The sequence below is a fragment of the Micromonospora sp. NPDC004336 genome, from assembly GCF_053602615.1.
Genome location: NZ_JBSGDY010000038.1, coordinates 16,724 through 36,695, shown reverse-complemented (window position 1 = coordinate 36,695; position 19,972 = coordinate 16,724). Strand labels below are relative to the sequence as shown.

The following is a 19,972-nucleotide window of genomic DNA, read 5'->3' as shown; positions in this document are numbered from 1 at the left end:
GGGGGAGCGGCCTGGTCAGCTCGGGACACGCTGCCATGGGAGCAGCGTAGAGAACGCAGACCGTCATGGGTGTCCGCGATGGGTGTGGCGCGGTGGAGAGAACCGTTTCGCCGGGTGATGCGTCCTAACCTTGCGTGATGGACGTGGACGACGAGGAGCTGTTGCGTCTCGTCGGGAAGGGTGACCGTGGGGCGTTCGACGTGCTGTATGCGCGTAACGCGCCGTGGTTGGTGCTGCGTCTGCGCCGCCGGTGCCGGGATCCGGAGTTGGTCCGGGAGGTGGTGCAGGAGACGTTCCTGACGGTGTGGCGGGCCGCGGCCGGCTACCGCGGGGACGGTGCGGCGGTGGGCTGGCTGTGGTCGGTGGCCGCCGGTCGGTTGATCGACGCGCGGCGTCGCGCGTTGGCCCGTCCGCAGAGTGTGGGGGTGCCGGGCGACGACGTGTTGGCGTGGTCTCCGTCGGCGGAGGACGAGGTCTTGGCGGGCGCGTACGACGCCGAGTTGGAGCGTGCGCTGCATCGGCTGGCTCCGGAGTTGCGGGCGGTGTTGCAGGCGACGGTGCTGGACGGTCTGACGGTGCGGGAGGCCGCGGTGTTGCTGGGTGTGCCGGAGGGCACGGTGAAGACCCGGGCGATGCGGGCGCGCCGCGAGTTGAGGGCGGCCCTGTCATGACCGGGTTTCACGTTGACGCCGGGGTGCTGGCGGCGTACGTCGAGGGACGTCTCGCTGACGTGGACGCGTGGTCGGTGGAGGCGCACCTCGACCGCTGTGCGGCCTGCCGGACGAGCATCGCCTCGGACGCGTCGACGGCTTCTGTGGTGGAGGCGGTCGCGGTGTCGCTGGGCGGCCGGTTGCCGCGGCAGGGGCGGGTGCGACGGGCGACCGGGTGGCGGCGGATCAGGGTGTTGGTGGGTGCGGGGCCCGCAGCGCGGGCGGCGTGGTTGCTGTCGGTGGCGGTCACCGGGGTGCTCACCGCGGGGTTGGCGGTCAGCCCGACGGTGGTTCCGCCGTGGTTGCTCCTGCTGATCGCGCCGGCACTGCCCGCTGTCGGTACGGCCCTGTCGTACGGGCCGCGAACGGATCCGCTGCATGAGCTGATCGCGGGGACACCGCAGGGCGGCCTGCGGATCGTGCTGTGGCGCACGCTGGCGGTCCTCGCGGTCGCCGCGCCCGTCGCGGTCCTGGCCGGCGCGGTGACGGGTATCGGTACGCCGGGGTGGTGGCTGCTTCCCTGTGTCGCGTTGACCGCACTGACGTTGGCGCTCGGCTCGTTGGTCGAGCCCGCGTACGCCGCGCTGGTGGTGGCGGGGGCGTGGGCGGTGGTGGTGCTGGCGCCGCCGGTCGGCGGTCTGGCGGTCCTGGTGTCGGCCGGCCCGGGCTGGCTGGGCGTCACCGCGGCGGCCGCGGCGGTGGTGTACGTGCGTCGGGAACGCGTGGGAAGGCAACCGGCATGACGACGGTGAGCGTCGACGGCCTGCGGGTCAGCTACGGCAAGCGGATCGTCCTCGACGACCTGGACCTCGATCTCGGTGTGGGGGTGCACGGGTTGCTCGGCCCGAACGGCGCCGGGAAGACCACCCTGATGCGGGTCCTGGCCACGGTCCTGCGCCCCGATCGAGGCGAGGTGCGGCTGCTGGGCCACCACCTCGGCGACCCATCGGCGTTGCGGCAGGCGCGCCGCCAGTTGGGTTACCTGCCGCAGGCATTCGGGTTCTACCCGCGCTTCACCGTGCGGGAGTTCGTTGAGTACTTCGCCTGGCTCAAGGAGATGCCGCCGGCGCGGATTCCACTGGCGGTGGACCGGGTGATCGAGCGGGTCGGTCTGCTGGAGCGCGCCGACGACCGGATGAAGCACCTCTCCGGCGGGATGCTGCGCCGCGCTGGCATCGCCCAGGCCATCGTGAACGACCCTCGGCTGCTGCTGTTGGACGAGCCGACCGCCGGTCTGGACCCGGAGCAGCGGGTGCAGTTCCGGGCGCTGCTGCGGGAGCTGGGCCTGGATGCCGTGGTCCTGGTCAGCACGCACCTGGTCGAGGACGTCGTGGCGGCGTGCACCCGGGTCAACCTGGTCGACAGGGGACGGCTGGTCTTCACCGGCCTCCCCGATGAGCTCATCGCCGCCGGTGGGGACGGCGACAGCGGCGACTCCCCGATTGAACGGGGCTACACGGCGGTGCTGCGTGGCGCGCGGACGGCACCGCGGTGAGGCGCGCGCTGAGGGTGGAGCTACGCCGGGGTACTGCACCACTTGCTGCGGTGGCGATGTTCGGTGCCGGAGTGTGGATGCTGGCCGTGCACCCGGACGACTGGGCCGGCCGGTGGGCGGGCCTTGCCAACTACCTGCGGGTGTCGCTGCTGATCCTGTGCGCTCTCATGATCGCTGCCGGGGCGTGGCAGTCCGGCAGGGAACGACGGCGCGACATCGACGAGCTGATCGCCTCCACCCCCCGCCCGGGCTGGCAACCACTGGTGATGGCCTGGTTCGCCGTCACCGTGGCCGGTGTCGCCGGGCTGCTGGTCGCGTTCGCCGGGGCGGCGGTGCTGGTCGCCCGGGTCGCGACCTACGCCGGCGGAGGCTGGTGGTGGACGTTGACCGTCGGTGTCCTCGCCCTGGCCGCCGCCGCCGCGATTGGCGTCCTCGTCGGGCGGCTCGTACCGCTTCGGGTGGCGGCCCCGATCGCCGGCCTCGCCACCTACCTGGGCCTGGCCATCATCACCTACTGGGACGGCACGCCCGGCGCGTGGCTCTCGCCCGTCTACGGCGGCTGGGCGGTGTACTCGCGCGTCCCCGGCCGGATCACCGCGTTGCAGGCAGCCTGGCTGGTGGCCCTGACGGTCCTGCTGCTCGCCGCCGCCGCACGGCAGCAGCGAGCAGCCCTGCTGGCCGGCGGACTCGCCGTCGCCGTCGCCGTGCCGATCACCACCGGCCCGGGCACCCACCGCCTCCCGGCCGACCCGGCCGCGGTCGAGCTAGTGTGCACGAGCAGCGGCCCGCAGATGTGCCTCTCCCGGATCAACGCGTTCCTGATCGACGACGTCGCCACAGTCGTGCAGCCGATCCTGGGACGTCTCGACGGGATACCCGGAGCACCCCGGCGGGCAGCCGACCAGGCCGCGCAGCCGGCCGGTCAGTCCATCGAACGGGACGACGGCACGGTCTGGCTCAACCTCGACTACCAGTCCACCGCCCTGGGCGGCCTGGCCAGCCGCAAGAACCTGCGGGCGGACTTCCGGCAGGTGACCCGGACCAGATGCGAGGACCCCTCCGGGACACGCAACATCGACATGCGGGTGTACCGGACCGACACCCTGGCCACCGACTGGATGCTCGACGAGGCAGCCACCCCGGACGACGTGCCCCTCACCGTGCTCCGCGCACTGCCGGAGCCGGCGCAGCGTTCCTGGTTCGCCGCCTACCTCGACGCCGCCCACCGATGCGACATCCCGGCGCTGATTCGCCTCGGCGAGCAGCCGTGACCAGCCGCCTGCTCACGCTTCATCTGCGCTCCCGCGGCGCGACCACGTTCGTGGTCGATGTCGGCGTCATCGCGCTGCTCGCCTGGGCCGCCGGAACATGGCTCGCCAGCCGGCCCTACTTCGACGGGCCCGCCGCCCGCGTCCCCGTGGTCGCACTCGCACCGCTGCTGGCCGCACTCCTGCTCGGCCCCACCCTCGCCGGCGCCGACGAGGACCTCGAACGCAGCACACCCCTGCCGTGGCGGGCCTGGCGAGCCGGTCACCTACTCGTCGCCGCCTTCGTCACCGCCACGGTGCTCAGCCTTGCCGGACTGCGGGCACCCGACACGTACGGTGCACATGCGCTGGTACGTAATGCTCTCGGTTGCGTCGGACTGGTCGCCGGCGGGGCGGTGCTGCTCGGCGCGCGGCTGGCGTGGCTGCCCGCCTTCGTCTACGTGTGCGCCGTCTACGCCGCCGCTCCGCGTCAGACCGGCACCGCCGTTGCTGCGTGGGCCTGGCCGATTCAACCCTCAACCTCCACAACGTCCTGGCTCGCCGCTGCCACGATCTTCGTCATCGGTGTCGCCGCATACCTGCACCGAGGGTCCCGTGCCTCGGCTGGCCGCCGCCACCGTCCAAGTCGCTGATCGGGGGCCCCGCCTTGCGTCAGCACGGAGTCTGAGCCGCCAGGACATGACCACCGAGGTTCTCGCCGCCGTACGAAGGCTGCCCGCCGCCGTTACGGAACTGGCCTCATCGGACGTCGGCCGTGGTGGCGCAGGCACGGCCGTACGCTGCGAAAATGGACACCGGATACGCCTGGGGCATCGACCAGCCGCCTGATCCCGCTGTGGCCAGGGCCGCCGACACGGACGCGGATGGCTTGACACCGGAGCAGCTGCCGGAGGTACGCGAACTGACCGCGCGGGGCTGGCAGTTGGCCCCCGATGCTCCGATGCTGGTCTTCCTTCCCGCGGTGTGGCCCCCGCAGCTGCGCACCTGGGTGCCGGACCGGGCAAGCCGCTACGAGACCTGGACTGAGCTGGACCCGAAGACGTACGAGGTGCTGCGGGAGCGGACCGTGCGGTCGAGCTGGGAGTCCCGCAACGAGGTCGAGAACGACAACGATGCCCTGCTGGCCGACGCGGGCATCACCGGCCGGCCTCGGGGTCGGCTATGGCTGCTGAAGCCGCCGCCCGGGTTCACCTCGGTCGACGACTTCCTCGCCGAACTCGGCCGGCGCGCTGATACCGCCGGCATCGACGGGGCGTGCAGCCCGGAATACGTACGGCTCACCCGGAACGTGCTGCGAGAAATGACTGCCTGAGGATCCGTGGGCACGGCGGTACCTGCGATTCTGCCCGCCGACCGACACTTCCACCGCGGTCCTGGTCAGACTCATGACAGCGAGCGTAACCAAGGTCGCCGCCAGCCCGCTCACCGGCGATTCCTCGTCGTCGTTCACCGGACGCCCGTCAAATACATCTGCGTCGGCGTCGGCAATTCGTCGAGGAAACCGAAGGGCTGCGCGCCAGGCTCACCCGACTCGTCGCCCGTCCGATCCTGGCCGGGCCGGAATAGGGAGGGCGGTAGGCGTAGCTCATGTCGATGAGGTGGGGCGTTCGGTCACTCGCGGGTCAGCCCGGGTGGCAGCGCGTCTTCGTCGGGTCGGACCTGGCGGGCGTTGGTCAGGGAGTCGCTTGCGATGGTGTGGATCAGTGGTGCGGGGCCGCCGATGCAGGTCCAGGTGTCGTCCCAGAGCGCGGGGACCAGCCATGACCGGTCGGCGGGGAAGAACAGGTCGGGTAGCGCTCCGTGAGGGTGGCGGATGTGTCCACCGGTGCGCCAGGTGAGGGCTTGCTCGGGGCCGGCCTCGACCAGCACGTACGGCCAGTTCCAGTAGAGGAACACCCTCGGGGCGTGGGAAAAGACGACGTCGTGGGCGCCGGTGTCGAGGTAGGCCAACCACCACGGCAGGTCAGGAGTGTGCGTGGTGAGATCCTCGATCAGGGCGTGCTCGTAGGCGGCGGCGGTGACCTGGTCGGTTTGGTACGTGGTGGCGTAGGCGTCGAAGACCGGCGGGATGGCGGTGGTGATCGAGACGCCGGCAGTGGTGTGCCCGGCGATCCAGCTCACGTCGGCGGCGGCGCCGACGCGCCAGTCCCGTCCGTCCTTGTTGACCTGCACATCGCTATTCAAGCCGCTGCCGCGACGGTTGGCGTGGGAATCAGGCCGGTCGCGGAACGGCGGCCGGCGAACCCGCCGTCGTGGGCCACCATGCCGTACGCGTGCCCTGCGCGCGGTGGAGCGCTGATGCTGCGCAGGGTCCCGCACATCGTGTCCGGGATGCCGACCGGCGACGGCAGCAGGCTCAGGGTTGCCGCGCCCGCGGAGCCAGGGGGTGGGGATGGCTGAAGTGTGTTCCGCCGTGATCGTGGCTGAGCCTCGAGGTGCCACCCACTTCTCGCTCCGCGGGCCGGTTGGTTGAACGGGCCCGGCCCCGCGGGCCGTAGGCCCTGATGCCAGGAGGCGGTGGGTATGGCTGCGTGTGTTTCGTCGAGATCGCTTGGCTCACGGTAGGAGATGCCACCCGCCGCTTCGTCGTCTGCGAGATTCGGTAGACCGCTGATGGAGATCCGCGACCTGGGTTCGCCTCGTGAGAAGGTGCCGGCAAGTCCGAACCCGCAGACCAGGACCATTCGCCAAGACTGACCGATGAAGGGGAGCACGAGGGTGGCGAAGTTGTGGATCGGCGTGGACATCGGCAAGACCCACCACCACGTCGCCGCCGTCGACAGTGACGGCCGGCTGGTCTACTCCCGCCGGGTCGCCAACGACGAGACCGCCCTGCTGACGGTCATGGCCGAGGTGTCGACACACGGCCGACCGGTCTGCTGGGCGGTCGACGTCACCACCGGCCTGTCCGCGCTGCTGCTGACCCTGCTGTGGCGGCGGCAGGTTCAGGTTCGCTATGTCTCCGGCACCGTTGCGTTCCACATGGCCGCTGCGTTCGCCGGCGAGAACAAGACCGACGCCCGCGACGCGGTCGTCATCGCCCAGACCATCCGCATGCGCCCCGACATCCCGATCCTGGAACCCTCCGACCGGCTCCTGGCCGAGCTGACCGTGCTGACGGGCTACCGCGCGGACCTCGTCGGGCAGCGCGTCGCGACCCTGTTCCGGTTGCAGGAACTCCTCACCGGCATCAGCCCCGCCCTCGAACGGGCCGTGAACCTGAACCGGAAGGCGCCGATGATGGTCCTGGCGTGCTGGCAGACACCGGCGGCGATCCGGCACGCCGGCGTCGATCGGATCACCGCCCTGCTCCGTCGTGGGCACGTGAAGAACGCCGTGCAGGTCGCCGAGGCGATGGTGGCCGCCGCCCGGCAGCAGACCGTGAACCTGCCCGGCCAACGCGCCGCCGCCGTGGTCGTCGGGCAGATGGCCACCGAGATCCTCGCCCTCGAACAACGCATCGCCGCCCTCGACGACCTCATCGCCGAACAACTCGACCAGCACCCCCTCGCACCGATCATCGGGAGCCTGCCCGGCATGGGTCCCCTGCTGACTGCCGAACTACTCGTCCACACCGCTGGCATGACCGAGTACGACAGCCCCACCAAACTCGCGGCACATGCCGGCCTGGCGCCTGTTTCCCGCGACTCCGGCACGGTTTCCGGGAACCATCGGCAGCCCCGCCGCTACCACCAGAGACTGCGGCACATTCTGTGGATGGCCGCGTTCACCGCCGCCAGAGAATGCCCTATCTCCCGCGCCTACTATGAGAAGAAACGTGCCGAAGGAAAGAACCACCGGCAAGCCATACTCGCCCTCGCCCGACGACGCGTCGACGTTCTCTGGGCACTCTTCCGCGACCGTAAGACCTTCAGTCGACCGGCAGTAACCGTCCGCACCGCAGCCTGAAGCGGCCCGCTCTCCGTCGGCTCGAGCCCCTCGCGTCGGCCGATCCACCCTGCCTATCAAGATCAACCGAAGTCACATGGAGACTCCTAACCCGACGGTCTGCCGGTGTCCACAGGCCGACGACCTGCGTTTCTCCTGCCTTCCTCGTTGCGTGCCGGTCGCTTCGCGGGCTCGCTGCGATCGCTTGCCGAAGATCATCTGGAACGTTGTGGGTCCTGCGGGTGCCGGCTTGACGTAGCCGCGAGTCGGGGCCGAGTCATCGTTCCTCGTCGTCGAGCAGTTCGCGGCGCCACTCCGCGAATCGGCTTCGGAGCTTGTCCAGCGCTGGGCCGGTGACGCCGTACTGGGCAAAGTCATCAGGGTCGAGCTGGGTGGCTTGTCCGAGGGCGTCGGCGAAGATGCGCGGGTCGAAGCCACGGTCGGCGCGCTGCGCGAGAGCGAGGAGGGCGTCGCGGGTGTAGCGGCCGGATCGGAGGGTGGCGTCGATGTCGATGAAGTCTCGGGCGAACGCTCGTCCGTAGAGGGCGCTCATCTTGTTCGCTACCGCGTCGTCAGGGTGGAGGACCGGTCCGATCGCCATGAGGATCGGTTCGTTGGCGCGCCAGTCCACGCCGAGTTCGACCTTGGAGGTCCGTACGCCGTCGGTGACGGCCAGCCGGGCGAACGTGTCGTACTGCCGTTCGGTCTCGACGGTGAGGCCGTCGTCTCGGTAGGCGCGCACGACAGCGGTAACCGCGGCGGTGAACTCGTCGCGGCGGTCCCAGGCGGTGAACAGGTCGACATCCTCGCTGGGCCGCTCGACGAGCCCGGCGGCCTGGACCGCGTAGCCGCCGGCCAAGGCGAAGCCGTATCGGTCGGCCGCCGCGAGCCCGGTACGGGCGAGGCGTTCGTGGAACGGGTCCACCGCTATGCCGCGTTGCTGCGGGTCGCGGCGAGTTCGGGGAAGGCGTCCTCCCAGCGCTGGCGAAGCTGGGGCGGCAGCCAGAGGGTGGGCCAGAGCTGCCGGAGGAGGTCGGCGTCGAGCCAGGTGTTCAGATCCTCGACGGTACTGGCTTCGGTGAGGACCACCTTGTACATGCTGGCCAGGCGTGCGGGCCGGTTGAGGTCGTACTCGGCGTGCCCGGACCAGTCGAGATGACGCGGAAGCGTCACCGTGCCCGCGGTCGGGCCATGCAGATCGGCGAGAGTCGCGGCCACCACGTAGGGCTTCCGGTCGCCGTAGGGCCGGTAGTCCGCTGGCGGCTGGGGTGATGTCCTGCGCCGGTTGATGTTGGTCGCCCGCCGGACTTCCGGTCGTAGCGCCTGGCGGATCGTCTCCCGGCTGTATCCGGTGACCCGCTGCAGGTCCACCGGCCGCCATCCGGCCGCGTGGAACGCCCGCAGCTGCTCGTCCCGCTCGGTCAGCGCGGCGGCCCGCGTCGCCTCATACCGGGAGACAACCGCCTGCAGCTCATCCTCGGAGAACCGGCCCATGGCCCGTTAGCCTACCAGGCTAGGCCCAGCGCGCTTGGCTTACGTCGTAGCTCTGTAGCTGGCGGACCAGTCATGATGATCGCGATTGATGCGCTCATGTTCTGGTGAAGCCGAGGGCCCGGTATCCGGGCATGCGGCGTGGGAGTGAGGCGGCGAGGATTGGTGTGGCCGGGTCGTGGTAGTCGTGGACCTCGGCGAGGTCCTTGCCGGGCGCGGCGCGGATAACGCGGCCGGCGCATTGGACGAGTAGGCCGTCGTAGGAGATCGGGCCGGCGAGGAAGAGGGTGTCGAGGGCAGGGGCGTCGAAGCCTTCACCGATGAACGGTGTGGTGCCGACGACAAGGAGGCCGTCGCCGGCCTTGGCGCCGTCGAGCCGGTCAACGATGGCCCGCCGTTCGCGGGTGCTCATCGCGCCTTGGAGCACAAGCGCCTGATGTCCGCGTGCGGCGAGTAGGGCAGTGAGTGCCTCGACCTGGGCGACCCGGCGGGTCAGCACGAGACAGTTGCGACCGCGGGTCAGGGCCGCGGCGACGTCGTCGGCGATCTGGGTGTTGCGGGGCTCGTCGAGGGCCAGCCTTCGGTGCACCTCGGCGAGCGCGCCGGGCGCGTCCAGGTCGACGTCGCCGGGTTGGAATGTGGTCTCGTGGATGAACAGCGCTCGACGGGGTCCGGCGTCGGTGTGCATCGCGGCCGCGAGGGTGCCTTGTTCCTCGTCGGTCAGGGTGTGGCGGACGGGTCCGAGTTGCCAGGTGACGAGTTGGCCGAGGCCGTCGCGTCGGGTGGGGGTGGCGGTGAGGCCGAGCCAGAACTGCGCAGCGATCCGTTTGACCGAGTGCTCGTACGCGGCGGCGCCGAGGTGGTGGCATTCGTCGACGATGACGTGCCCGTACCCCTGGGTCAGGGTGGCGACGTCGTCGCGCCGGGCGAGGGAGGGCAGCAGCGCGATGTCCACGGTGCCGGTGAGCTTGCGTCGGCCGCCACCGAGTTGACCGGGCTTGATGCTGAGGAACTGCTCGACGCGGGTGCGCCACTGGTCGGCTAGGGCTTTGCGGTCGACGAGAACCAGGGTGGAGGTGCTGCGTTCGGCGATCACGGCGCAGGCCATGACGGTCTTGCCGGAGCCGGGTGGAGCGACCAGGATCCCGTCGTCGTGGGCGAGCAGAGCGCCGACCGCGTTGGCTTGCCTGCTGGTGAGTTCGGCGGTGAACGCGGTGTCGATCTCGGTCCCGGAGTTTCGTGCGTCCGTGACGGCCAGCCGCGACCCGGCGCGCTCGACGATCGTGGCGATGGTGTGCCGCAGGCCCCGCGGAAGGATCAGGCGATCATCGAGGGTGAGGTCGTAGCCCTGGATGAAGCGTGGGGTGTCCCAGGTGGACTTACGTAGCCGCTGCAGCTCGTAGAATTTCGGGTTGGTCATGGCGGCGGCGTGCTTGAACGTTGCCAGCGCGGCGGGCGTGAGCTGCCTGGCGTCGATGCTCAGCCCGGCACCGGCCTCCGCGTGGACCACCGCAGGGAGCGGAGGGTGGACCTGGGTCGCGGTGGACCGGCTCATCGTAGCGACGTCCGCGCCGGTGAGGGCGTGTTTGGCCTGCCGGGCGACGTGTTCGGCTTCGCCGGGGCTGAGCCGATCCAGCGTTGACAGGAACGCCCACTGGTCGGCGTGCGGCTCAAGGGTGCCGAGGTCGAGGAAGGTGGTCAGTCCGTCCTTGCGGCGGCGACCCTGTAGCGGCGCGGCGATGAGGTTGCCGAAGCCACCCTCGGGCAGCACGTCCTGGTTGGGGAAGAGACGGTCGTACGACCGCAGGTCCATCGACCCGCGCAGCACCATCGCCTCACGCAACAGGACCGTGCCGACGGCCCGCGCGGTGGCCGCGGGAACAGCGCCGGTGAAGAAGACCCACACGTGGGCTCCGCGGCCCGACTGGGAGATCTCCAACGCGGCGGGCACCGCGCTGGCCCGTGCCGCCTTCACGTACGCGAGGGCGTCGAGCACCGCCGTCGGCCCGTCGAAGTCGGCCACGACGAAGTGGCAGGTGTTGCCGGGCATCAGCGGATACAGGCCCATGAACACGTCGCCGACCAGATGCGCCGCGACGACCTCCGTCGTGCGGGGCAGGTAGGTGGCACCCCGCCGGTCCATACCCTTACGCCAACCGCCCGCGACCGCGGGCATCCAGCCGGCAGCGCCGGTACGGGCGTTGTCCCACCGCACGGCGTACACGTCGGCCCGGGCCCGGAACCGGTCGGCGAACAACGTCAGCTTGTCCCGGGTCGGCGAAGCCATGGTGACCAGCCCTGGCGGCTCCATCGGCGCGGACAACTGCTCCGGCGCCGCAGACGTGTCCTGGCCGCGCAACTCCAGCAGACGCGCCAGCCGGGCGTTCTCCGCCCGTACCCGCTCCACCTCCCGCCGAAGATCGACGAACTCGGCTACCGAACCCATGCCGACCATCCTCGCGTATCAGGCTCCGAACACCTCGACACCGGTCCGCTATCCTCCGCCGATGGCATCGAAGGGGACCGCCGCGTTGGAGGCGATGATCGAGGAAGCCACCGTCGACACGGACGGTCACGAGGACGAGCGTGCCGGCCTGTTCGCCATGATCGAGGAGCATCTGGCGGTGCCGTTCACCACCACCGTCCTCGGCGTCGAGGTCACCATAGGCAAGATCGAGCTGGCCGCGGACAGCATCGTCGCGGTCTGCGCCCGAGGCCGCCACCGGCAACGTGTCGGTCTTCTCGACCTTCCGCTACCCACCCCTATGCCGGACGGTGCCGCGTGGATCGACGCCTACCGGCACTGGGCCGGGAGGTAGGCCACGGTGAGCGAGTACCAGTACTACGAATTCACCGCCGTCGACCGTCCCCTCACCGGCCGGGAGCGGGCCGAGCTGCGGTCGCTGTCCACCCGGGCCGACATCACCGCCACCAGCTTCGTCAACACCTACGAGTGGGGCGACTTCAAGGGCGACCCTCGCAAGCTGATGGAACGGTACTTCGACGCGCACCTGTACCTGGCGAACTGGGGCACCCGCCAGCTCATGCTCCGGCTACCGAAACAAGTGCTCGACCCCGCCACGGTCGCCCAGTACTGCCAAGGTGACAGCGCATCCGCCTGGACGGCCGGCACGCACGTCATCATCGACCTGCACGACGAGGACGAGGACGGCGCCGACGAGTGGGACCTCGACGGCCACGGCCTGCTCACCTCCATCATCCCGGTCCGGGCCGACCTCTCTGCCGGCGACCTGCGCCTGCTCTACCTCGCCTGGCTGCGCTGCGTACAGTCCGCCGAGATCGCCGACGACGAGCCCGAACCGCCCGTCCCCGCCAAGCTGGACACCCTCGACGCGCCGCTCACCGCCGTCGCCGAGTTCCTGCGCATCGACCCCGACCTGATCGCGGCCGCGGCGGCTGGGTCGTCGCCGGCCGCCTCCGGCGAACCGACCGCCGCACAACTACGGAAGTGGGTCGTCGGGCTACACGCCCGGGACAAGGACGCCATCCTGACCGACCTAATCACCAGCGGCGAAAGCCACCTGCGCAACCGACTGCTGCGCCGCTACCGCGACGCGCATCCCGTCGACGCGTCCACGCCGACGGCCGTCCGTACTGCCGGTCAACTGCTCGCAGCCGCTGCGGACCTGCGTGCCGTGCGGGAACGACGGGATGCCGAGTTGCGCGAACACGACCGGGTCCGCCGGGAACGCTCCGCCGCAGCAGCCCGGCAACGGCACCTCGACACCCTCGCAGTCGACCAACCCACCGCCTGGCAACGGGTCAACGAACTCATCGCCACAAAGAAGCCCCGCGAGTACGACACCGCCGTACAACTCCTCGTCGACCTGCGCGACCTCGGCGAACGCGACGGAGACAGCGCATCGTTCCAACACCGGCTGGCCGAGCTGCGGGCGGCGCACGCCCGCAAGCCCAGCCTGCTCGAACGCCTCAACCTCGCAGGCCTCGACACCTGACGCCTGGTCCGCCGCCCGGTGAGCTGGCCACCATCGCCTTCACGCGCTGCGGCTCTCGCGCCGGCGCCACGACCTCAGACGTCGACCGTCGGCCTGCAACAAGGTCGGCGTGGGCGGCCATAGTGTGGTGTGAGGCATCAAGTATGGCCGCCGGACGAGGAACTGTGGTCCTCGATCACCGCCGGCGACGAGGCGGCGTTCGGTCGGCTCTTCGACCGATACTCCCGCCCGGTCTACAACCACGCGTTCCGGCTGACCGGGTCGTGGTCGACGGCTGAGGACGTCACTCAGGCGACGTTCCTCGTCGCGTGGCGCCGCCGGCACGACGCCCGCCTGGTGGACGGTTCGGCGCTGCCGTGGCTGCTGGTCGTCGCCACCAACACGGTCCGCTCGGAGTGGCGGTCCGCGCGCCGGTGGCTGGCGCTGCTACGGCGTCTACCGGGTGAGCGGTACGCCGATGGTGACCTCGCAGACGAGGTTTCCGCTCGGCTCGACGACGAAAGGCGGATGACCGAGGTCCTCTCGGTGGTCCGCGGATTGCCGCCTGCCGAGCGGGAGGCGGTGGCGTTGTGCCTGTGGTCCGGCGTGTCGTACCCGGACGCGGCAGCCGTGTTGGGCATCAGCGAGGTGGCGGTGCGGTCGAGGGTGAGTCGTGCGCGCAGCCGCCTGGCCCGTCTGATGCCGCAGGAGATCCAGGAGGGGGAACAGTGAACGACATTCTCGACCTGCCGGCGGAGCGGGACCTGCCGCCGGATGCGGCACACGCGATGCGGGCCCGGATCCTCGGCTTCGTGAGCCCGCCTCCGCCGCGTATTCCACGACTGCGGATCGCCATTGCTGCGGCGGTGCTGCTGGCCGTGGCTTCCGGTGCCGCGGCGGTGGTGTGGGACCGGCCGGAGCGCTCGACCATGCAGGTGCTGGCCATGGGGGCCGGTGAGCTGTCGCCGACGCTGCGGGACGCGGCGGAGCGGTGCCTGCAGTGGAACTCCCCGCAACGACAGACCCGCCAGGCACCAGGGGAGCGACCCGTTCCGGTGGCCCTGGCTGACCTGGCGGTGGCCACGGAGCGAGGTGACCGTGCGCTGGTGTTGTTCATGAACGACGTCGGCTACGCCACCTGCGACGTGGACGGGGCGGGAACAGCCCGGGAGTCCGGCGGGGGCGCCACTGAGCCGTGGCCGCACGGTGACCTGCTGCCCGGGCCGGTGCAGCGGCTGCTGCTGACCTCCACCGAGCACGACGGCGGGGACGTCAGCGTCAGCGGCCGGGCCAGCAGCCGCGTCCACCGGCTCGTACTCGACCACGGCGACGGCCACACCACCACAGCACGACTGTCCGAAGGCGCGTTCGGCCTGATGACCAACGACGCCCGACTCAAGGCCGGCAACGACCCTGAACTGGTCAGCTACGACGCCCGCGGGACGGAGATCGACAGGCGTCCGCTGTTCCAGGCCGAAGACCAACTCGAGCACTGCTACGCGGACCCGGACGGGAAGCGGATCTACGGCAAACCGACCAGCGACTGCCGTCCCGCCGAGACGTGGGGGCGTTAGCCATGATCGGAGGCTGCCCGCTGCCCGCTGCCCGCTGCCCGCTGCCCGCTGCCCGCTGCCCGGGGCGTGGGGCGTGGGTCGTCACTCGCGGGTCAGCCCCGGTGGCAGCGCGTCCTCGCCAGGTCGGACCTGGCGGGCACTGGCCACCGGGTCATGTTCCAGGGTGTGGATCAGTGGTGCCGGGCCGCCGACGCAGGTCCAGGTGTCGTCCCAGAGAGCGGAGACCAGCCATGACAGGTCGGCGGGGAAGAACATGTCCGGCAGCGCGCCGTGCGGGCGGCGGATATGACCACCGGTCCGCCAGGTGAGGGCCTGTTCGGGGCCGGCCTGGACCAGCACGTACGGCCAGTTCCAGTAGAGGCACACCCTCGGGGCGTGGGGGAAGACGACGTCGTGGGCGCCGGTGTCGAGGTAGGCGAGCCACCACGGCTGGTCGGGGGTATGCGTGGTGAGGTCCTCGATCAGGGCGTGCTCGTAGGCGGTGGCGGTGACGTCGTCGGTCTGGTACGTGGTGGCGTAGGCGTCGAAGATCGGCGGGATGGCGGTGGTGATCGAGACGCCGGCAGTGGTGTGCCCGGCGATCCAGCCCACGTCGGCGGCAGTGCCGACGCACCAGCCCCGCCCGTCCTTGCTGACCTGCACACCACCATTCAAGCCGCTGCGGCGACGGTTGGCGTGGCAATCGGGCCGGTCGCGGAGCGGCGGCCGGCGACCAGCCGTCGTGGGCCACGATGCCCAACGCCTGCCCCGCGCTCGGTGGAGCGCTGATGCTCGCAGGTCCCGCACATCGTGTCCGGGGTGCCGGCCGGAGACGGCGGCAGGCTCAGGGTTGCCGCGCCCGCGGGGTCCGAGGGTGGGGAGGGCTGAAGTGTGTTCCGCCGTGATCGTGGCTGAGCCTCGAGGTGCCACCCACTTCTCGCTCCGCGGGCGGGCCGGGTTGAACGGGCGCGGCCCTGGCGGCCGTAGACCCGGAGATGCCCGAGAGCGGTGGGTATGGCTGCGTGTGTTTCGTCGAGATCGCTTGGCTCACGGTAGGAGATGCCACCCGCCGCTTCGTCGTCTGTGAGATTCGGTAGACCGCTGATGGAGATCCGCGACCTGCGTTCGCATCGTTAGAAGATGCCGGCAAACCCGAACCCCAGACGAGGCGCATTCGAGAAAAAGCCGACCGACGAAGGAGAGCACGACGGTGGCGAAGCTGTGGATCGGCGTGGACATCGGCAAGACCCACCACCACGTCGCCGCTGTCGACGGTGACGGCCGGCTCGTCTACTCCCGTCGAGTAGCCAACGACGAGACCGCGCTCCTGACAGTGATGGCCGAGGTGTCAACGCACGGCCGTGGGGTCTGCTGGGCGGTCGACGTCACGACCGGCCTGTCGGCGCTGCTGCTGACCCTGCTGTGGCGGCGGCAGGTGCAGGTTCGTTACGTCTCCGGCACCGTCGCGTTCCACATGGCCGCCGCGTTCGCCGGGGAGAACAAGACCGACGCCCGCGACGCGGTCGTCATCGCCCAGACCATCCGCCTGCGCCCCGACATTCCGATCCTGGAACCCTCCGACCGGCTCCTGGCCGAACTCAGCGTGCTCACCGGCTACCGCGCCGACCTCGTCGGCCAGCGCGTCGCCACCCTGTTCCGGCTGCAGGAACTCCTCACCGGCATCAGCCCCGCCCTGGAACGCGCTGTGGACCTGAACCGGAAGGCCCCGATGATGGTCCTCGCCTGTTGGCAGACCCCGGCCGCAATCCGGCACGCCGGCGTCGACCGGATCACCGCCCTACTCCGACGCGGTCACGTGAAAAACGCCGTCCAGGTCGCCGAGGCGATGGTGGCCGCCGCCCGCCAGCAGACCGTCACGCTCCCCGGCCAACGTGCCGCGGCCGTGGTGGTGGGGCAGATGGCCACCGAGATCCTCGCCATCGACCAACGCATCGCCGCCGTCGACGACCTCATCGCCGAACAGCTCGACCAGCACCCCCTCGCGCCGATCATCGGGAGCCTGCCCGGCATGGGCCCACTACTGACCGCCGAACTACTCGTCCACACCGCCGGCATGACCGAATACGACAGCCCCACCAAACTCGCCGCCCACGCCGGCCTGGCACCCGTCTCCCGCGACTCCGGAACGGTCTCCGGCAATCACCGTCAGCCCCGCCGCTACCACCGAAGACTGCGACACATCCTGTGGATGGCCGCTTTCACCGCCGCCCGAGAATGCCCCACCTCCCGCGCCTACTACGAGAAGAAACGCGCCGAAGGAAAGAACCACCGCCAAGCCATACTCGCCCTCGCCCGGCGACGCGTCGACGTCCTCTGGGCACTCATCCGCGACCGCAAGACATTCACTCGACCGGCACCGGTGATCCGCGCGGCAGCCTGAACCAATCGGCTCCCCGCCGGCGCGAGCCCACGCGCCGGCCGATCCACCCTGCCCGCCAAGATCAACCGGAGTCACATGGAGACTCCTAAGACCGTCATCTATGCGTGTCGGTAGGCCGACTGCCTGCGATTCCGCCGTTCATTTCCTCTGTTTGCTGGTCGCGTCGGATAGCTGCTGCGCTCCGTTGCTGGCGGCTGGCAAACCGGCCGTCTCTGTTGCTTTTTGTGTCACCTTTCTCGATTCGAAATCCTCGTCATGGCATTTTGCGACTTGACGTAGCGAGGATGCTGTCCGGGGAAGCACGTGCGATCCTCGCCCAATCCGCTCCTTTACGCCGCACGCCGAGTTACGCCTGGGCACCGGAGTCGGAAGTGGGCGCAAACGCGTTGCCAGGCTGATGCGCCAGGCCGGGCTGCAGGGCTTCTGCCGGCGCTGCCGTCAGGGCTGCAAGGTGCGCGAGTTGGACGCGTGAGTGGATGCCGAGCTTCCGGTAGACGCGGGTGAGGTTTGCTTCGACTGTCTTGACACTGATGGTGAGGGCGGTGGCGATGTCGCGGTTGGTCGCTCCGCTGGCGGCGAGCTCGACGCAGCGCTGTTCGGCGGAGGTGAGGCGGGGGAGCGTACTGCTGTGCGCGGGGACGGGCTCCAGTTGGTGGAGGGTGCGGGTGGCGGCTTCGATCCAGGGGTGTGCCTGGTGCGTGCTGAAGAGGTCGGCGGCGCTCTGCGCCGCGGTGCGGGCGCTGGCGCGTCGGCGTCCGCGTCGTTCGGTGTGGCTGAGGGCCAGAAGGGTTCGACCGTGTTCGATGGGCAGGTGGCGGAGGTGGTCGGCTGCTGCGGTGAGGAGGTCGGCGGCCGCATCGTAGTTGCCCAGGGTGGCTTCCAGGAGTGCCTGGGAGCGGTCGAGCACGGGGAGGACGCAGCTTCTATCTAGATCAGTCGCGGTGCGACGGGTATCGGTCAGCAGTTTGCGGGCTTGGTCGAGGTAGCCGAGGGAGATGAGGGCTTGGGCGAGGTCGGCGTGCCAGCGCAGGACGGACGGGTCGCGGACCTGCTGGCGCTTCTCAAGCGTACGGACCTCTTCCAGCGCCTCCAGGGCTTCTTTCGGACGCCCGGTGACCAGGAGAAGATGTCCGAGGACGAAGAGGTTTCGGGAGAGGAAGACTTTGTTGTCCTCCCGGCGGGAGGTGTCCGCCCCGCGGCGTGCGTGAGCGAGGGCGGAGTCGGTGCACGAGGCGGTGCCCTCGACCAGGGCGGAGGTGTAGCACGTTGGTGCGGGGTCCAAGGCGGCTCTGTCGGTAAGCGACAGGGCGCGGCCGGCGTAGTCGAGGGCCAGTCCGCACCGTCCGGCGCGGATCTCGACTTCGGCGAGGCTGCGCAGGACATCCACGGTGGCTTCGGCGTCTCCGGTCCGCTCGGCTTCGACGAGCAGAGGCAGCAGTGCGCTGCGGGCTTCGTCCAGACGGTCGTCGAAGATGGCGTGCCGGGCGGAGAGCTGTTCGGGCCTGGCGTTGACGGGGATGTGAGTGCTGCGTGGCAGGGACAGGGCGTGGCCGAGCGTGGTCTCGGCTTGGGGGCGGCCGAGGATGCGTTGGATGCGGGCCTGCATCGTGAGGGCCATGGCGGTGGTGGCGGTGTCGCCAGCGCTCCGGGCGAGGCTGGCGGCCCGGGCAGCCTGGGCGCACGCCCGGTCGGGATCGCCGTTGACGTTGGCCCAGATCGCCTGGCGGACGAGGATCTGCGCGGTCAGGTCCGGATGTCCGGCCGCTTCGTGAAGTGCGTCGGCGAACAGCTTGTCGCCGTTGTACAGGTGCTGTCCGCCTGAGTCGATCAGGGCGATGAGGGCGTTGACGCGGTTGGCGGGGCTGCTGTCGTGGTTCAGGACGAGGCGGACGGCAGCCTGGCCGCGGGGCAGGTCGCCGTTGTGGGCGGCGTCGCGTACGGCGGTCAGCGCCCGTTCGGTGAGCAGGTCGGCGTCGGTCTCCGGGGTACGTTCGGCGGCGAGCAGGGAGAGCTCGGCCGCTAGTGCGGGTTCTCCGCGCAGCCGGGCGCGGGCGGCGGCGCGGTCGGCGCAGTCGGCCGACTGCGGGTCGTTGGTGTCGGCCGCCAGCGTGGTGTGACGGTCGCGGCGGATGCTGTCGCGGCTGGCTTCGGCCAGGCGGGCGTGCAGGAGCCTGCGTGTGGCGACCGGCGGTCGGGCCGCGAGTTCGGCACCGATCGCGGCGGCGGCGAACCGGATCTTCCCGTCGACCTGCCCGATGTTGATCAGTCCGGCTGCCTCGGCCTCTGCGAGAAGGTTTTCGGCGGGCGGGCCGGCGAGGCGGCTCAGCAGTTCGCGGTCGGGCCGGTCGTCGAGTGCGGCGACCGTCAACAGTTCCTGAACTTCGGCCGACACAGTGCCCAGCCATTCGTTCACCAGTCGGCGGGCGGCCGGCGGCAGGACCAGGTCGTCTACGAGACCCTGAGCGGCCGGCAGGTCGGTGGCGCGGCTGCGGGCCCCGGCGAATGCGAGGGCTAGGGCCGGGTTCCCTCCGCTGCGGATGTGGGTCTGCGTGACCTCGTAGGGGGTTAGCCGGTACGGCGACAGCAGGGTTGCGACCTGATCGGGTGTCAGCGCCGGGATGCGTACCGCACAGGGGTCCTCGCCGCACCAGTGGCCTTCGCTCCCCGGGCGCCAGATTCGCTCTGCGGCTATGACGGGAAGGTCGGGAGCCAGGCGCAGTGCCCAACGCAAGACGGCCGCGCTGGCCGTATCCAGCCACTGGGCGTTGTCCACCACCAGTGTCAGAGGCGGGGTGTCCAGCAGCAGGGTGGCGGTCAACCGGCGCAGCCGTAGAGCGGTCCCGGCGGGATCGGCAGAGCCCGGCACTCCGACGGCCTTGTCGATTCCGGTCGCGAGTTCCCGCGCGGCCGGCAGCGGTTGGAGGGCCAGTGCGAGTTCGAGCAGTCCGGTGTAGGGGACCTGGGCGTCCTGTGGGCTCGGAGCCAGCCTTAGGACAGGCATGCCCAGCTGCTGCCCGAGTACACCGGCCGCAGCGGTCTTGCCGATCCCGGGCGGACCGAACAGCACCACCCGACGGGCGCCGCGCACGACGCCCGGTACCACCGGCAGCATGGTGCCGGTGGCCCCCTGATGCGCATTCACTGCCGTCGCAGAATCTGGCACCGGATCATAGTGCGCCCGACGGTCCTTCGCGCACCAGAGCAAGGGGT

18 protein-coding genes and 1 pseudogene are annotated in these 19,972 nt (G+C 70.4%); 13 read left to right on the top strand and 6 right to left on the bottom strand.

Annotated features, from left to right (window positions below; genetic code table 11):
• Window positions 1-134: 134 nt before the first annotated feature.
• The 6 genes from ACWENR_RS11240 to ACWENR_RS11215 all read left to right on the top strand — a co-directional run bounded on the left by ACWENR_RS11240 (window position 135) and on the right by ACWENR_RS11215 (window position 4,785).
• Window positions 135-671, top strand: a complete 537-nt coding sequence (locus ACWENR_RS11240; RefSeq protein WP_091113549.1) for an RNA polymerase sigma factor — start codon at window positions 135-137, stop codon at window positions 669-671.
• Window positions 668-1,453 (top strand): zf-HC2 domain-containing protein, encoded by a 786-nt coding sequence (locus ACWENR_RS11235; protein WP_091113552.1) that lies wholly within the window; start codon window positions 668-670, stop codon window positions 1,451-1,453. Before ACWENR_RS11240 ends, ACWENR_RS11235 begins: the two co-directional genes overlap by 4 nt.
• Window positions 1,450-2,205 carry an ATP-binding cassette domain-containing protein gene (locus tag ACWENR_RS11230; RefSeq protein WP_091113556.1) on the top strand — a complete coding sequence of 252 codons (756 nt, stop codon included), beginning with the start codon at window positions 1,450-1,452 and terminating at the stop codon, window positions 2,203-2,205. Before ACWENR_RS11235 ends, ACWENR_RS11230 begins: the two co-directional genes overlap by 4 nt.
• Window positions 2,202-3,476: a hypothetical protein gene (locus ACWENR_RS11225; RefSeq protein ID WP_128136114.1), complete on the top strand. Its 1,275-nt coding sequence runs from the start codon at window positions 2,202-2,204 to the stop codon at window positions 3,474-3,476. Before ACWENR_RS11230 ends, ACWENR_RS11225 begins: the two co-directional genes overlap by 4 nt.
• Window positions 3,473-4,105: a hypothetical protein gene (locus ACWENR_RS11220; RefSeq protein ID WP_091113559.1), complete on the top strand. Its 633-nt coding sequence runs from the start codon at window positions 3,473-3,475 to the stop codon at window positions 4,103-4,105. The genes ACWENR_RS11225 and ACWENR_RS11220 overlap by 4 nt, the downstream gene beginning before the upstream one ends.
• Before the next feature lie 155 nt (window positions 4,106-4,260).
• Window positions 4,261-4,785 carry a DUF5956 family protein gene (locus tag ACWENR_RS11215; protein WP_141721218.1) on the top strand — a complete coding sequence of 175 codons (525 nt, stop codon included), beginning with the start codon at window positions 4,261-4,263 and terminating at the stop codon, window positions 4,783-4,785.
• Between the two features lie 299 nt (window positions 4,786-5,084).
• On the opposite strand, the gene ACWENR_RS11210 is transcribed toward ACWENR_RS11215, so the two are convergent.
• Window positions 5,085-5,645: a hypothetical protein gene (locus ACWENR_RS11210; RefSeq protein ID WP_181726473.1), complete on the bottom strand. Its 561-nt coding sequence runs from the start codon at window positions 5,643-5,645 to the stop codon at window positions 5,085-5,087.
• 546 nt (window positions 5,646-6,191) lie between these two features.
• Between ACWENR_RS11210 and ACWENR_RS11205 the strand changes: the two genes are divergently transcribed.
• Window positions 6,192-7,382 (top strand): IS110 family transposase, encoded by a 1,191-nt coding sequence (locus tag ACWENR_RS11205; protein WP_452276873.1) that lies wholly within the window; start codon window positions 6,192-6,194, stop codon window positions 7,380-7,382.
• A gap of 256 nt (window positions 7,383-7,638) precedes the next feature.
• Here ACWENR_RS11205 and ACWENR_RS11200 read toward each other — a convergent pair whose 3' ends face one another.
• The 3 genes from ACWENR_RS11200 to ACWENR_RS11190 all read right to left on the bottom strand — a co-directional run bounded on the left by ACWENR_RS11200 (window position 7,639) and on the right by ACWENR_RS11190 (window position 11,298).
• Window positions 7,639-8,286: a nucleotidyl transferase AbiEii/AbiGii toxin family protein gene (locus ACWENR_RS11200; RefSeq protein ID WP_091113568.1), complete on the bottom strand. Its 648-nt coding sequence runs from the start codon at window positions 8,284-8,286 to the stop codon at window positions 7,639-7,641.
• A gap of 2 nt (window positions 8,287-8,288) precedes the next feature.
• Window positions 8,289-8,855 (bottom strand): hypothetical protein, encoded by a 567-nt coding sequence (locus ACWENR_RS11195; protein ID WP_425186812.1) that lies wholly within the window; start codon window positions 8,853-8,855, stop codon window positions 8,289-8,291.
• A gap of 94 nt (window positions 8,856-8,949) precedes the next feature.
• Entirely contained in the window at window positions 8,950-11,298 is a 2,349-nt protein-coding gene (locus tag ACWENR_RS11190) for a TOTE conflict system archaeo-eukaryotic primase domain-containing protein (RefSeq protein ID WP_452276872.1), read from the bottom strand.
• 61 nt (window positions 11,299-11,359) lie between these two features.
• On the opposite strand from ACWENR_RS11190, the gene ACWENR_RS11185 reads away from it, so the two are divergent.
• The 4 genes from ACWENR_RS11185 to ACWENR_RS11170 all read left to right on the top strand — a co-directional run bounded on the left by ACWENR_RS11185 (window position 11,360) and on the right by ACWENR_RS11170 (window position 14,382).
• The gene (locus ACWENR_RS11185) at window positions 11,360-11,671 is read left to right on the top strand and encodes a hypothetical protein (protein ID WP_225319462.1); all 312 of its coding nucleotides are present in this window, start codon (window positions 11,360-11,362) and stop codon (window positions 11,669-11,671) included.
• Window positions 11,672-11,677: 6 nt separating this feature from the next.
• The gene (locus ACWENR_RS11180) at window positions 11,678-12,829 is read left to right on the top strand and encodes a hypothetical protein (RefSeq protein ID WP_047891453.1); all 1,152 of its coding nucleotides are present in this window, start codon (window positions 11,678-11,680) and stop codon (window positions 12,827-12,829) included.
• A gap of 129 nt (window positions 12,830-12,958) precedes the next feature.
• Entirely contained in the window at window positions 12,959-13,540 is a 582-nt protein-coding gene (locus ACWENR_RS11175; protein WP_047891452.1) for an RNA polymerase sigma factor, read from the top strand.
• Complete coding sequence (locus tag ACWENR_RS11170) at window positions 13,537-14,382, top strand: hypothetical protein (RefSeq protein WP_091113574.1); 846 nt, start codon at window positions 13,537-13,539, stop codon at window positions 14,380-14,382. The genes ACWENR_RS11175 and ACWENR_RS11170 overlap by 4 nt, the downstream gene beginning before the upstream one ends.
• A gap of 81 nt (window positions 14,383-14,463) precedes the next feature.
• Here ACWENR_RS11170 and ACWENR_RS11165 read toward each other — a convergent pair whose 3' ends face one another.
• A complete protein-coding gene (locus ACWENR_RS11165) occupies window positions 14,464-15,024 on the bottom strand; it encodes a hypothetical protein (RefSeq protein WP_181726474.1) in 561 nt (186 codons plus the stop codon).
• A 547-nt stretch (window positions 15,025-15,571) separates the two neighbouring features.
• On the opposite strand from ACWENR_RS11165, the gene ACWENR_RS11160 reads away from it, so the two are divergent.
• Window positions 15,572-16,762 (top strand): IS110 family RNA-guided transposase, encoded by a 1,191-nt coding sequence (locus ACWENR_RS11160; protein WP_091113578.1) that lies wholly within the window; start codon window positions 15,572-15,574, stop codon window positions 16,760-16,762.
• A 319-nt stretch (window positions 16,763-17,081) separates the two neighbouring features.
• On the top strand, window positions 17,082-17,234 hold the full coding sequence (locus tag ACWENR_RS11155) for a transposase (RefSeq protein ID WP_452276877.1): 153 nt from the start codon (window positions 17,082-17,084) through the stop codon (window positions 17,232-17,234).
• On the opposite strand, the pseudogene ACWENR_RS11150 reads toward ACWENR_RS11155, so the two are convergent.
• A pseudogene (locus ACWENR_RS11150) lies at window positions 17,220-19,874 on the bottom strand (LuxR C-terminal-related transcriptional regulator); the annotation flags it as partial. The gene ACWENR_RS11155 and the pseudogene ACWENR_RS11150 sit on opposite strands and share 15 nt — an antisense overlap.
• Window positions 19,875-19,972 lie beyond the last annotated feature (98 nt).